This is a genomic window from Variovorax sp. GW822-FHT04A09, assembly GCF_058801005.1.
On the sequence record NZ_JBXAMV010000001.1, the window covers coordinates 1,642,612 to 1,655,479 of the forward strand.

Sequence of the window (12,868 nt, forward strand, 5' to 3'; positions counted from 1 at the left end):
GCGGTGCGCCCTACTTCTTCTTCAGCGTGGACGCAGGCTTGGCAACCACCGGTGGCTCGGCCGGCGTCTTGACCCAGCCGCGCAACATCACGCCCAGGCAGATGCCGGCCGCGAAGATGAGCCAGTACACCCACGAAGGCAGGTTCTCCACACCGCTGTGCAGGTTCATGCCGAAGGCTGCGCCGATGGCCATGAGCGGAAAGGTCAGCGCGGCGATGGTGTTGAGCTTGTGCTGCGCACGGCTCATCTCGAGGGCCGAGTGCGCCTGCGCCTCGGCGGCGCGTGCGAGCCGGTAGTCGAGCGACATGCGCGTGTCGGCCAGCAGCAGCTCGAAGCCGCGAGCGATTTCCACCGCGAGGTCGCGCTGGTCGATGAGCATCAGGTCGCCCTTCACCGCATCGCGCGCGGCCTGCAGCGTGTCCTGCATGTTCCGCGCGGCGCGGGTGAGCGGGATCAGCGGGCCGAGGATCTGGAACAGGTCTTCCGAGGTCTCGGCGGCCTGGTGGCGGATCTCGAAGGTGCTGAATGCCGCGCGGTAGCTTTCGAGCAGCTTGGCGAGCGCGCGCTCGCCGGGGTTGTTGCCCTTGTGCAGCCACGCGCCGTCGGGCTTGCGCAGGAACACGATGGGCTTGCGCTCGGCGCCGGTGCCCGAGGGCGGCTCGTGCAGGATCACCATCAGATGCTCCTGCTCGTGGATGATGCGCTGCGCGCCGTAGGTGCTGCCGCCCAGCCGCTGCTGCATGGCGGCGGGCAGTTCCCAGTCGTAGTCGATTCGTCTTGGCATCAGGGGGCCTGCAGTTCTTTCCACAAGGTGTCGAATTCGTCCGCGAAGCGGCGCACCAGCGGCGGGTCGTTGCTCAGCACCAGGTTCTCCTCGTTGTACTCGCAGGCGCTGCGGGTCCAGTTGTAGCTGCCGTTGAGCAGCCGCGCGCCGTCGAAGATCGCGAACTTGTGGTGCATGTGGGCGTCGGTGCGGTCCACCGCCACCGGAATGCCCGCCGCGCGCAGCTGGCCGACGTCGCTGCCGCGGTCGAACTCCTTGTCGTTGTCGGTGATGCAACGCACCGTCACGCCGCGCCGGTGCGCCGCCAGCACCTCGGCGGTGATGCGGTCGTCCGACAGCGTGAACACGCACAGGTCGACCGCGTGCTTCGCCGTTCGCAGCTGCTGGTTGATCGCCTGCAGGCAGGCCGTGCCGGGGCTGAAGTAGGCCTGCGAGCGCACCGTGACGCTGTCGGGCGAACGGCCGGTGTCGATCGCGCGCACCACGCCTTCGAGCCACTTGAGCAGCGACAGCTGCTCGGGGTCGGCGGTGCGCGAGCGCACGAGGTCGAAGGCGCGGTTGCGCAGCTGGCGCAGGCCGTCTTCGGGCGGCGAGGCCTCGCGCAGGGTGTGGACCAGCACGCGGCGCTCGTCGTCGCTCAGGCGCGCGTCGGCCATCGTCGCGTCGAGCTGGGCCAGCAGTTCGGGCAATGCGGACATCGCTATTCCTTGTCGGCTTTGGGCGGTGGCACGCGCTTGGGCGCGGCCCGCGTGGCCTGCACCTCGGCGGCGAGGCGCTCCATGTCCTGCTTGATCGAGCGGTCGAGCTCGAGCCGGCGCTCGGTGGCGGTCACCAGCGGCAGGATCAGCTCGCGGTAGGTCACGGCGATCTGCAGCATGGCGTCGGCCAGGCGCTGGCTCTCGTTCGGTCCCTCGGCGGGCGGCTTGGGCTCGGGCTTGAGCGCATCGACCGCGCGCGCCACGTCGAGCATGCTGCTCGCGATGCGCTGGCTGCCGTCCACGTCGGCGCCGCCGAGCTTGCGCTGGCGCACGAACTCGTCGCAGATGGCGGTCCAGCGGGCGCTCTCCTCCGGCGTCGGGCTGCCGAGCAGCTGGGCCAGGCGCAACAGGTTTTCCTCCGCGCCGGTGGTCAGCGTCTGTGCTTCGCCGCGATAGTGGTCGCGCAGCAGCGCATCGAGCTCCTCGTCGCGCATCAGCGGCGTGATCTTGCCCGCGAGCTTGGTCATGTTGCGGTAGCTGCCCTGCAGCTTGAACGGCGGCGCGACACGGTAGGTCTCCTGCTGCGCGGCCGACTCGATGTACGCGAGGTTGACCTTCAGCAGCAGGTCTCGCGCGCGGAACAGGCGCTGCAGCAGCGCCTTGATCTCTTCCAGCTCCACCGAGCTGTAGGCGTGCGACAGCGCGCTGCTCGGCACGTCGTGGCCCTGCGCCATCTTCACCAGCAGCTGCACGTCCTTCGGGTCGCGCGAGGCCAGCGGCATCAGCGTGGGGTTGGAGGTCAGGCTGTTCTCGATGTACGAGAGCGCGAACGCCGCCTCGCGACCCGAGAGCACGTCGCCCAGGTTGTAGATGTCGGCGCGGTTGGCCAGCATGTCCGGGATCTTGAACACGTCGCCCGACTCGGTGTAGGGGTTGCCCGCCATCACGATCGCGAAGCGTTTGCCGCGCATGTCGTAGCTGCGCGGCTCGCCGTTCCACACGCCCTCGATGCGGCGCGTGCCGTCGGCCAGCGCGATGAACTTCTGCAAAAACTCGGGGCTGGTGTGCTGGATGTCGTCCAGGTACAGCATCACGTTGCTGCCCATGGCCAGGCCCAGGTTGAGCTTTTCCAGCTCCTGCCGCGCCGCGCTGTTGGGCGCGTTGGCCGGGTCGATGGCCGTGACGCCATGGCCCAGCGCCGGGCAGTTGATGCGCACGAAGATCAGGCCGAGTCGGTCGGCCACGTACTCCATGAGCGTGGTCTTGCCGTAGCCGGGCGGCGAGATCAGCAGCAGCAGGCCCATGCGGTCGGTGCGGCTGCCCTCGCCCGCCGAGCCGATCTGCTTGGCCAGGTTGTCGCCGATGAGGGGCAGGTACAGCTCGTCGATCAGCTGGTTGCGCACGAAGGTCGACAGCGGCTTGGCCTGGAACTGGCTCAGCTTGAGCCGCGCCTTCTCGCGTTCGAGCAGCTCGTGGCGCAGGCTGTGCAGCGCCTCGTAGCCCGGCACCGCGTGCATCGTGTGGAACAGGAAGCGGCGCCAGAAGTCGTTGAGGTTCAGCGTCAGGCGCCCTTCGGCGACGCGCAGATGCTCCCCGCGCAGGCCCTCGACGGTGCGGTCGAGCGCCGCGTTGACGCGGGTGCGCTGCAACGGCATGGCCAGCACGCTGGCCGCGTCGTCGGTCCAGTCGACCGATTGCGGCGCCTGATGCGTCGCGTAGGCGCGCACCCAGTCGCGCGCCAGGCGCCAGCGCTCGGCGGGCGGTGCGGCATCGAGGTCGTGCTGCCACGCATCGCGCCGGCCGCCGCGCTCCAGCTCGCGCAGCAAGGCCGCTGCGAGGTCCTCGCCCGCGCCCGAGACGGCCCAGGTCTCGCCGCCATGCGGGCCGGCGAGTTCGCGCACGAGGTACGCGGCGGCCTGGTCGCACAGGGTGTTCACGCGGCCGTCGTGCGCGTCGCGTGTTTCCTCGTTTGCGGTGTCGGCCACAGGCAGCAGGTCGGGCACCACGTCGCGAGCGAAGTGATTCAGTGCGCGCGCGAGGTCGGCTTCGAGCTGCTCCAGCGCATCGCGCCGGCCGAACAGCGCCAGCATCTGCATCGCGGCACGCGCGCGGCGCAGCATCGATTCGCGGTGCGCGATCAGGTGACCGTGCTGCCAGTAGAGCAAGGCCAGCGCGCGTTCGGTCGGGCCCCAGGCGAGCAGGCCCGCCTGGTCCTGCATGCCGACGAGCGCGCCCAGCAGGCGCATCGCGTCGTCGTCGTGGATACCCTTCTGGTAGCCCTCTTGATACCGCGCAGCGGCAAAGCGGCGAACCATGTCGAGCAGTTGCGGATGCAACGGGTCTTCGGCCAGCAGCGTGAGCACCTCGGCCCAGGTGCGCTCGGCCTTGCCGTCGAGCAGCGCCTCCAGCAGGCGGCCAGCGAGGTATTCGGCGCGCGACAGCTCGGGCGTCTCGGACACCAGCGACTGGTCCCAGTAGCGCTGCAGCGGCAGCAGCCGGGGTTCATCGACCGGGCTCTGGTAGTCGGTGCCCGTCACCTGATAGGCCATGCCCTCGTCGCGGGCCACCAGCGTCAGGTCGACCGGCTGGCGGTGCACGGTGAAGGCGTGGCGGCCCAGGCGCAGCGTGTCGCCGCCCTCGCTCACCAGCTCGCGCTTGTCGCGGATGGAACGCAGCGCCTGGTCGCGCGCGGTCTTCAGGCGCGTGTCGAGTTCATCGGCCGGCACCGCGGCGCCCAGCGTGCGCAGGTCGGCGATCAGCGTGTGCAGCTTGCCGATCATCGGGTCGGCCGCGAAGTAGCTGTGCACCTGCGTCAGGTCGCCGAACTGCGCGATGCGGCGCGGAATGCCGTCGAGGATGCGCCCTGCCGCGTCGACCACGCCCTGCGCGCGGCGCTGGCGCGCGTCGACCAGGCTCTGGCGGCGCGCGGACAGCGCCTCGTACACGGTCTCGCGCTTCTCGGCGATGTCGGCCAGGAAGTCTTCCTGCTCGGCGAAGCGGCCTTCGATCTCTTCCAGCTGGGCCAGCAGGCGCGTGAGCGCGTCGTCGCACTTCTCGGGCGTGTCGGCGAACTCCAGCGCGTTCTCGACCGCCTGGCTGAAGAGCTTGAACTGCGCGCCGAATTCGGCACGCGCCTCGGTGGCTCCGAGCGACTTGCGCCGCGCGCGTGCATCGGCGCGCATGCGGTTGATGTCGGCGTAGATCAGCGAGATGCGGTCCAGGATCGACGTGCGAATGACCGCGTCGCCGCCCGGCAGGCTGCCCAGCTGTTCGGTCAGCAGGTCGAGGCCGGCCGCCTGCTCGTCGAGCGTGGCCAGCATCTGCCCGAGCGCGGGCGAGGTGGCCAGGTTCGGCAGTTCGAGCGCGAGCTTGTCCAGCGCCTGGCGCTGGCCGTGGAAGGCCGTGTCGGCCGCCAGGAACTGCATGGCGCGTTCGCCGATGCGTTGCTGCTCGACCTCGAGCGCGGCGTCCATCGCGGCGATGCGCGGCAGGTCGGCGTAGCGCAGCTCCTTGAGCATCTGCAGCGCGCCGCGCCGCTCGCGCAGCCGGCCCAGTGCCTTCACGAAATCGTCGGGTGCGCGCCAGAGGGTGCTGGCAATGTCGACCAGCAGCGCGTGCTGCTCGTCTTCCGCGCGGGCCAGCGCGCGCGCGGTTTCGCGGCGGATGGTGTCGACTTTTTCGAACTCGGCCAGCGTGCTGCGCGCCACCTCGGCGATGCTGCGCAGCTCGCCCATGAGGCCGGTGGCCTCGGGCGCGTCGAGCCAGAAGTAGGCGTCGCTCACGCGGGTGCACTGGCGGATCAGGTCTTCGTAGGCGGCGCGCGTGGGCGCCTGCTCACGCACCGCGCGGGCGATGCCCATGAGGTCGCTCACGCCGCGCACCAGCTCGGCGTTGCCGATCTTGCCGAAGAAGCCGGTGGCGGGCGGCTGCGCGCTCACGTGCTCTTCGCTGGCAAACGGCGTCTGCCACAGCTGCATCGGGTGCACGCGCGTGGGCTCGACGTCGTCGCCGTTGAACACCAGCATGCGGCCGTCGGCAAAGCGCGCGTAGCCGTTGGCGATGATCGGCGTGGCAAGCTTCTTGTCGATCAGGTTGTAGTTGAACAGCGCATAGCGCCCGGGCTTCGGGTCGTAGAACACATAGGCCACATCCTCGCCGTTGGGCGAGCGCAGCATGCGCTTGAAGCGCAGGTTTTCCACCACCTCGGCCGGCAGGTCGAAGCGCTTGTATTCGCCCGACTGCAGGTAGTAGCCGCCCGGAAAGATGATGCCGTGGTCTTCGGGCAGCTGCACGCAGGAGCCGCCGATGGCGTCGATGCGCTCGACCTGCTGTGTGCGGATGTTGAACACCAGGTAGCGCGTGACCTGCTCGCGGTAGGGCTTCACGCGCAGCAGGATCAGCATGCCCAGCTTGGCCCAGGCGATCTCGGCGTCGGTCAGCGACTGGCTCCTGTCCTCCACCGGCTCGCTGTAGATGCCCAGCCCGGTCTCGGTGTTGTTCTCGATCTTGACCGTGAGGTCGCCGCCCAGCGTCTCGACGAACACCGTGTCGAGCACGTTCACGTGCGGATGCTTGCCGCCCACGTGGTCTTCGCGCGTGGCCACGGTCCACTCGAAATCGTGGCTCGCGGGCAAGGCGATGTCGCGCTCGCCGCGGTTGTCGATGTAATTGATGTTGCCGTTGCGCTCGATGGCCCAGCGGAACACACGCACGTCGTGCAGCTGCTGGCCGATCTGGAACGAGGCGAGCAGCTTGTCCTGCGTCACGCGCAGCTGCAGCAGCGTGGCCTGCTTGTAGTAGGCGTAGAGCTCGCGGAAGTCGGAGGCGAAGCGCGCGTCTTCCAGGAAGGTGCCGGCCAGCGGCACGGGCTGCAGCTCGTCGTTCTCGGTGGCGGCTTCGCCCGGCGATGCGAGCCTGTACAGGCCGAACACGTCGCCCACGGCCGTTTCCTTGCGCAGGCCGATGAAGACGTTGTAGCCGAACAGCAGCAGGTCGCCGATGCGCACGATGTCGCGCGCCACGGCGTTGTTCTCGGTGCGCGCGCGGGTGCGCAGGATCAGTGCCTGGTCGGAGCGGCCGAACTCGGCCAGCCGCTGCTCGTTGAGCGCCTGCGTCTTCTTGAGCAGGCCCTCGCCCTGGGTTTCGAGCCGCTTCTTCAGCAGGTCGTAGCTGCCGCTGCCGGAGACCAGCGCTTCGGTGGGGTCGATAGGGGCCTGGGCGCCGGGCGGCGCTGCGGTGTCGTCGGTGGGTTGCATGGATCGGCGCGGTCAGTCCGCGCGCAGCAGTGCGAGCAATTCGTCGCGGTGAGGCTGGGTGTCGAGCCAGGCGCGGATGCGGTCCAGCTCGTCGATGCAGTCGTCGCCGTAGCGGCGGCGCAGTGCGGCCAGGCGCGCCTCGCGCACCTCCTCGGTCTGCAGCCGGCGCTGCCAGCCGTCGGACAGCAGCTCGTCGAGCCGGCCGGCCAGGCCGCGGCTCACGAGGGCGCGCCATTCGCCCTGGTCGAACCAGAGGTTCTGGCAGGCCACGCAGCGGTCGATGCGGAAGTCAGGCCCGGCGCTCACGCGCAGGCGCTGCATCAGGCGCTCGCACTCGGGGCAGTGGCGCACGGCGGCGACGTCGAACACCTCGATCACCTCATCGTCGACCTCGTGCGGCACGCGTTTCGGGTCGGCAGCCTTCCAGCTGCGCCAGTCGTCCATGTCCATCACCATGCCGTGGCAGTCGCCGCACTGCACGCCGAGCAAGGCTTCGGCGAGCGCGACGGGCTGCATCGCGGCATGGGTGGCGCAACTGCACTTCAGGTTCGGGTTCATCGCGCGCCCCCGGCTCAGTTGCGGAAGGAGGAGATCAGGTTCTGCAGCGCCGACTTCTGGCTTTCGGTGCCGTCGTTGGCGATCTTGCTCATCAGCGATGCGACGCTGAGATTCTGGATTTCGCCCGACGAGTTGCCCAGCGCGCCGACGATGTCGCGCAGGTCCTTCACCACGTCGCGCTCGCCCGAGAGCTGTTCCTTGAAGGCGACCTGCACCGCCTGGCTCTTGGAAATGACGCCGTCGATGCCCTTGCCCACGGAGAGCGAGCGCACGAAGCTGTCGAAGTAGTCGCCCGAGCCGCCCACGATGTCGATCTTGGCGTTGGCGAGCGCGGTGCCCAGCACGTCGGCCTGTTCCTTGGCGATGGACGTCTGCGCGTCGATGCCCTTCATGGTTTCGATGTGCGACTTTTCCAGGCGCATGCGGAACTCTTCGTGGTCGCGGGTTTCGGGGCTCATGGACTTCATGGCCTCGAACTTCTCGTGCAGGCCCTTCGCCTCGGCGTTGAAGCGCGCTTCGATGACCTGTGCATCGGCCTGGCCCGACTTGAGCGTGGCCTCGGCGTCGGCCGTGCGCACGTTGACTTCGGCGAGGCCCAGCTTTTCCTTGCCCGACGCCTCGGCCTCGAACTTGGCACGCATGCCGGCCGCTTCGGCCTGCGAACGGGCTTCGATGACCTGCGCATCGGCCTGGCCGGCCTTGAGGATCGCATCGGCATCGGCCTGGCGCACATGCACGTCGGCCAGGCCCAGCTTTTCCTTGCCCGACGCCTCGGCTTCGAAGCTTGCGAGCTTGGCCTGGGCCGTGGCGATTTCGACCTTGGCGGCGGCCAGGCCCGGTGCGGCGGAAATGGCTTCCACGCCTTCGGCTTCGCGCTTCTTCGATTCGGCGTCGCGTTCGGCCACCTTGAGCTTGGCGTCGGCCAGCGTGAGTTCTTCGGCGGCCTTGTGGCGGGCGCGCTTCTCTTGCGTTTCGGCGGCCTTCACGTCGAGCACCATCTTCTCTTCGGCCTGGCCCTCGGCCATGATCACGACCGACTTCTTGGTGCGCTCAGCCTCGGCGACCACGCGCAGTTCCTTGATGGCTTCTTCCTGTTCGGCCACGGTGCGCTCGACCACGATGCGCTCGCGGATCACGTCGGCAATGGCCTTCTTCTGCACTTCGACGGCCTTGTCCTTCTCGATGCGCTGCAGGGTCACTTCCTTCTCACGATCGACGATCTCGAGGTCGCGGGCACGCGTGACCTTTTCTTCCTCGATGGCCACCGCGCGCTTGCGGTTGTTCTCGGCCACTTCCTTCTCGCGCTGCACGTTCTCCTGCTGCACCGAGACCGACTGCTCGGCCATGAGGCGCGCGGTTTCGGACTTGGTGCGCTCTTCGGACTGGATCTTGGAGGTCTCGGCTTCTTCGCGGGCGCGCACGCTGGCAATTTCGCGCTGCTGGCGCGCGGTGGCGTCGGCCTGCTGGCGTTCGAGTTCGAGCAGTGCTTCTTGCGTTTCGACGTTCTTCTTCTTGATCTGCATTTCCTCGTTGCGGCGCAGCTCGTTGGTGCGCACGTGCTCGACCGCCGTCAGCTCGGTGATCTTCTTGATGCCCTGCGCATCGAGGATGTTGTTGGCGTCCAGCTCCGACAGCGGGGTCTGCTCGAGGTAGTCGATGGCGGCGTCTTCAAGCACGTAGCCCGACAGGTCGTTGCCGATCTGGCTGATGATCTCGTCGCGGAAGCCGTCGCGCGCCTGGTACAGGTCGACGAAGTCCATCGACTTGCCCACGGTCTTGAGCGCTTCGGAGAACTTGGCGGAGAACAGCTCTTCGAGCGTCTCGTGGTTCGATGCCCGCGCACAGCCGATACCCTGCGCCACCTTCAGAACGTCGTCGGCGGTCTTGTTGACGCGCACGAAGAACTTCACCTTGATGTCCGCGCGGATGTTGTCGCGGCAGATGAGGCCTTCGTTGCCCGAGCGGTCGATCTCGATGGTCTTGACCGAGATGTCCATCAGCTCGGCCTTGTGGATGATCGGGTAGACCATGCGGCCGGTGAAGGTCACCTCGGGCTCGGCGCGCAGCGTGTTCACGATGAGGGCGTGGCCCTGTTCGATCTTGCGATAGAACTTGGCGAACATCGCGAACAGGCCGAGGATGACGACGGCCAGTATGACCACGGCGAAGATGATGGGCTCCATTTTTTCTCCAGATGCTTTAAGAGCGAGCGAACGAACTTGGGTGAGGGATGCGCGCGGGCAGAAGGTGTGAGTGAATCCGGCGTGGCCGATGAACGGACATGGCGGGTTCGTTCACGCCTTCTCAGACGATGTCTTCGTGCGCCGCGATGAGGTAGCGCGCGGCCACCTCGTCGTATTCGAGGATGAGCGCGTGCGAGCCGCGCTTGAGGGCGTTGGGCGTGGGCGCCCAGACGCGGATGTTGAGGCTGGCGCCGCGGCGCGCCACTTCGGCGCGGCCGTCCTTCTCGTTCACCACGCCGGTGACGACGCGGCAGACCTGGCCCACCAGCGCCGCGTTGCTCACGGCCGTGTGGCTCACGAAGAGGCCCTTGAGCGGGCGGATGGCCACCGCCGTCACCGGGATGGCAAGGGCTGCACTGGCCACCAGCAGCACCGTGCCGGCCACCAGCTTGAGCACCATCGTCGGCACCAGCGGCAGCAGCCACTCGCCGCCCAGGCACGAGAGCGTCCAGGCCACGAGCACCAGCAGGCTCACGGCCACCGAGAACGGCACGCCGTTCAGGCCGAAGGCGACCACGTAGCTCGCGATCTGGCCCATGTCGCTGGTGTCGCCGTCGGCATGCGTCTGCAGGTCGACGTCGATCCCGCTGCTCTCGAAGTCGACCATGCCGACCACCGCGAGCACCCAATAGATCACCACGACGCCGAGCAGCACCGTGTAGATCGCGGTGGGGTACCCCGTCACCGCTCCCATGAAATCGCCCATTGATCCTCCCGCGTGCGGGTTGGTTGTTGTTCTCTTTTCTTCTTACCTGCCGCCCGGCTTCTTCGTGCCGGTGTTCTTCTTGTTCGCCTTGCCTGCAAAGGCAATCAGTTCGCGCGTGGCCCTCTCCTTGATGGCCAGGCGGTCGTCAGGTGACAGACCATACCGCGCCGCCAGAAATTCGTAGTCGGCCGTGTTCAACGACACCGTGAGACGCGGCCGCTTCGGCTTCGAGGTGGTCGCCAGCCCCAGCACCTGCCGGATCTGGTCGGGCGTGGACACATGCTGCTCGAACGCCGCGGTGCGCACGGCCTCGAGCACGGCTTCTTCCACGTCGAAGGCCACCTGGACCGCGCGGATCGCCTCGTCCGAGCCCTGCCAGCGTACCGGCTTGACCCGCACCATCGTCACTCCGACGCCGGTTCGGACGGCTTGGGCGGTTCGGACGGCTTGGCCTGCCGGGCGCGGATGCGCTCCATCACCTTGCCGGTGCGGTCGACGTCGTTGCCGATGCCTGCCGCGGCCAGCTTCTTCTCGAGCGCGCTGTGGCCGAGCTCGTCTTCGAGCTGCTGGCCTGCCGCCATGCGATCAGACAGATCCTCGTGGCGCGAGCGGATGCGTTCCAGCGACTCGCGCGCGCTGGCCAGGCGCGAGCCGCCGCTGCCGATGTTCTCGGAGATCGACTGCGTGGCGCGGTAGACGCTCTCGGTGGTCTTGGCGATGCCGATCTCGCGCTCGTGCTCGCGGATGCGCGCCTCGGCCGACTTGATCAGGTCCTTGAGCCGCGACACCTGCAGCGCATACGAGGCGTGGGCCTTGGCCTGCTCCTCGAGCTCCTGCTCGAGCGTGCCGACCTTGGCGGCCACGTCGAGCGCCAAGCCTTCCTGGGTCTTGTTGAGGGCTTCGAGCGCCAGGCCTTCGTAGCGCGCGACCTCGCCCTTCAGGCGTTCGATCTCGCGGGCCGACTGCATCTCCTTGGCCATCACGCCCGTGAGGTCGCCCTTGGCCTTTTCGATGCTGTGCTTGGCGTCGATGATTTCCTGCTCGTAGATGCGCGTGGCGTTGCTGTCGATCACGCTCTCGCCGATTTCGCGGGCGCTGCCGCGCAGCAAGGTGACCAGCTTCTTGATGACTGTCATGATGATCTCCGCTTAATTCAGGAATTCGGACAAGGCGTCGAGCGCATCGAGCGCGTTGTCGCTGAGCACGGCCACTTCGCGTGCGATGTCTTCCACGCTCGCGTTGCGCCCCAGCGCCCCCGTGAGCACGTAGCGCCCGCCCACGCGCCCGAAGGACGACAGCGGGACCGAGGGATTGAGGTCGAGCAGCGATTCGAGCAGCTCGGTGCGCCGCGCGGGTTTCACTTCTTCCTCGGTCCAGAGGTAGCAGATGCAGATGATCTGCATGTCGGAACTCGTGACGAAGATCGGCAGCTCATCGCGCCCTTCGATGCTCACCTGGACCACGGGCGTGCTGCCCGGAATCGGCTGCAGCTGAACAGACAGCCCGCCCATCGCAGCACCGGCCAGCACATCGAGGCCTTCGAGTTGATCCAGCAGTGATTGCATACCTCTCCTTTGGGTTGTCTACCGTGGGAAGCGCGCGATGCTTCGATGGATTCACTATAGGTGCAGCGACATAACATGTCAAAAATTCTTTTAACCCGTGCGCATGACTTTCGGCACTGGCGCGCTCTCTAGAATCCGCCGATGGCCAGCACCATCAACCCCGCGCGTGTCGATTTCGTGACGCTGCGCCTGTTCTGCGCCGTGGCGCAGTCGGGCAGCATCACCAAGGGCGCGGAAGCGTGTCACCTCGCGCTCTCGGCGGCGAGTCGGCGCCTGTCCGAGTTCGAAGCCGCCACCGGCTCCAAGCTGCTCGAACGCAGCGCCCAGGGCATCGCGCTCACGCCCGCCGGGCATGTGGCGATGCAGCATGCGATGCGCCTCTTCCAGGGCTTCGAGCAGTTCAGCAACGAGCTGGGCGACTACGCCAGCGGCGTGCGCGGCCACGTACGGCTGTGGGCCAATATGTCGGCGCTGACGGAGTTCCTGCCGACCACGCTGGCGGCCTTCCTCGGACAGCATCCCGATATTCGCGTCGAGGTCGAGGAACAGCTGAGCGGCGACATCGTGCGCGCGCTGGTCGATGGCCTCGCCGACGTGGGCGTGTTCGCCGAGAACACGCCCGCCTACGGCCTCGACGTCGCGCCCTTCCAGACCGACGAGCTCGTGGTGCTGTGTGCCAAGCCACATCCGCTAGCCCGACTGCGCGCAAAGCAGGTCGATTTCAAGACCTGCCTGGCGCACGAATTCGTGGGGTTGAACCGCAGCAGTTCGCTGCTCGAGCTGACTTCGCGCGCCGCTGAACAGGCCGGCATTCCGATGCGGCTGCGCGTGCAGGTGCGCAGCTTCGATGCGATGTGCCACATGATCGCGGCCAACCTCGGCATCGGCGTGGTGCCGCTGGCCGCCTGCAAGGCGCAGGTGGCCGCGCTCGACCTGAAGGTGGTGCACCTGAAGGACGCGTGGGCCACGCGGCGCCTGCTGATGGCGACGAAGACGGGCGCGGCGCTGACGCCGGCTACGCAGCTGCTGGTGCGGCAGCTGCTCGCTTCGTCGAACTGA

At 67.8% G+C, this 12,868-nt stretch carries 10 protein-coding genes; 1 reads left to right on the forward strand and 9 read right to left on the reverse strand.

The window, feature by feature from the left end; genetic code table 11:
- Positions 1 to 10 precede the first annotated feature (10 nt).
- The 9 genes from AC1RLW_RS07395 to AC1RLW_RS07435 all read right to left on the reverse strand — a co-directional run bounded on the left by AC1RLW_RS07395 (position 11) and on the right by AC1RLW_RS07435 (position 11,809).
- Entirely contained in the window at positions 11 to 784 is a 774-nt protein-coding gene (locus tag AC1RLW_RS07395; protein WP_493192626.1) for a hypothetical protein, read from the reverse strand.
- Positions 784 to 1,482 (reverse strand): phospholipase D-like domain-containing protein, encoded by a 699-nt coding sequence (locus tag AC1RLW_RS07400; RefSeq protein WP_493192627.1) that lies wholly within the window; start codon positions 1,480 to 1,482, stop codon positions 784 to 786. The genes AC1RLW_RS07395 and AC1RLW_RS07400 overlap by 1 nt, the downstream gene beginning before the upstream one ends.
- Positions 1,483 to 1,484: 2 nt before the next feature.
- Positions 1,485 to 6,737, reverse strand: a complete 5,253-nt coding sequence (locus AC1RLW_RS07405) for a DNA repair ATPase (RefSeq protein WP_493192628.1) — start codon at positions 6,735 to 6,737, stop codon at positions 1,485 to 1,487.
- A gap of 12 nt (positions 6,738 to 6,749) precedes the next feature.
- Positions 6,750 to 7,295, reverse strand: a complete 546-nt coding sequence (locus AC1RLW_RS07410; protein ID WP_070059348.1) for a TFIIB-type zinc ribbon-containing protein — start codon at positions 7,293 to 7,295, stop codon at positions 6,750 to 6,752.
- A gap of 14 nt (positions 7,296 to 7,309) precedes the next feature.
- Positions 7,310 to 9,478: a flotillin family protein gene (locus tag AC1RLW_RS07415; RefSeq protein WP_062476401.1), complete on the reverse strand. Its 2,169-nt coding sequence runs from the start codon at positions 9,476 to 9,478 to the stop codon at positions 7,310 to 7,312.
- 121 nt (positions 9,479 to 9,599) lie between these two features.
- Positions 9,600 to 10,244 carry an OB-fold-containig protein gene (locus tag AC1RLW_RS07420; RefSeq protein ID WP_095744901.1) on the reverse strand — a complete coding sequence of 215 codons (645 nt, stop codon included), beginning with the start codon at positions 10,242 to 10,244 and terminating at the stop codon, positions 9,600 to 9,602.
- 42 nt (positions 10,245 to 10,286) lie between these two features.
- Positions 10,287 to 10,646 (reverse strand): hypothetical protein, encoded by a 360-nt coding sequence (locus tag AC1RLW_RS07425; protein WP_062476395.1) that lies wholly within the window; start codon positions 10,644 to 10,646, stop codon positions 10,287 to 10,289.
- Positions 10,647 to 10,648: 2 nt separating this feature from the next.
- Complete coding sequence (locus tag AC1RLW_RS07430) at positions 10,649 to 11,380, reverse strand: PspA/IM30 family protein (RefSeq protein ID WP_492735894.1); 732 nt, start codon at positions 11,378 to 11,380, stop codon at positions 10,649 to 10,651.
- A 12-nt stretch (positions 11,381 to 11,392) separates the two neighbouring features.
- A complete protein-coding gene (locus tag AC1RLW_RS07435; RefSeq protein WP_307694001.1) occupies positions 11,393 to 11,809 on the reverse strand; it encodes a YjfI family protein in 417 nt (138 codons plus the stop codon).
- Positions 11,810 to 11,950: 141 nt separating this feature from the next.
- Between AC1RLW_RS07435 and AC1RLW_RS07440 the strand changes: the two genes are divergently transcribed.
- Positions 11,951 to 12,868, forward strand: coding sequence for a LysR family transcriptional regulator (locus tag AC1RLW_RS07440; RefSeq protein WP_492735896.1), 918 nt, complete (start codon positions 11,951 to 11,953; stop codon positions 12,866 to 12,868).

Excerpts from the sequence above, each read along its gene's own strand:
- AC1RLW_RS07410 (WP_070059348.1), bottom strand. The coding sequence starts at position 7,295 with ATGAACCCGAACCTGAAGTGCAGTTGCGCCACCCATGCCGCGATGCAG.
- AC1RLW_RS07405 (WP_493192628.1), bottom strand. The coding sequence starts at position 6,737 with ATGCAACCCACCGACGACACCGCAGCGCCGCCCGGCGCCCAGGCCCCT.
- AC1RLW_RS07415 (WP_062476401.1), bottom strand. The coding sequence starts at position 9,478 with ATGGAGCCCATCATCTTCGCCGTGGTCATACTGGCCGTCGTCATCCTC.
- AC1RLW_RS07430 (WP_492735894.1), bottom strand. The coding sequence starts at position 11,380 with ATGACAGTCATCAAGAAGCTGGTCACCTTGCTGCGCGGCAGCGCCCGC.
- AC1RLW_RS07435 (WP_307694001.1), bottom strand. The coding sequence starts at position 11,809 with ATGCAATCACTGCTGGATCAACTCGAAGGCCTCGATGTGCTGGCCGGT.
- AC1RLW_RS07395 (WP_493192626.1), bottom strand. The coding sequence starts at position 784 with ATGCCAAGACGAATCGACTACGACTGGGAACTGCCCGCCGCCATGCAG.
- AC1RLW_RS07425 (WP_062476395.1), bottom strand. The coding sequence starts at position 10,646 with ATGGTGCGGGTCAAGCCGGTACGCTGGCAGGGCTCGGACGAGGCGATC.
- AC1RLW_RS07440 (WP_492735896.1), top strand. The coding sequence starts at position 11,951 with ATGGCCAGCACCATCAACCCCGCGCGTGTCGATTTCGTGACGCTGCGC.
- AC1RLW_RS07420 (WP_095744901.1), bottom strand. The coding sequence starts at position 10,244 with ATGGGCGATTTCATGGGAGCGGTGACGGGGTACCCCACCGCGATCTAC.
- AC1RLW_RS07400 (WP_493192627.1), bottom strand. The coding sequence starts at position 1,482 with ATGTCCGCATTGCCCGAACTGCTGGCCCAGCTCGACGCGACGATGGCC.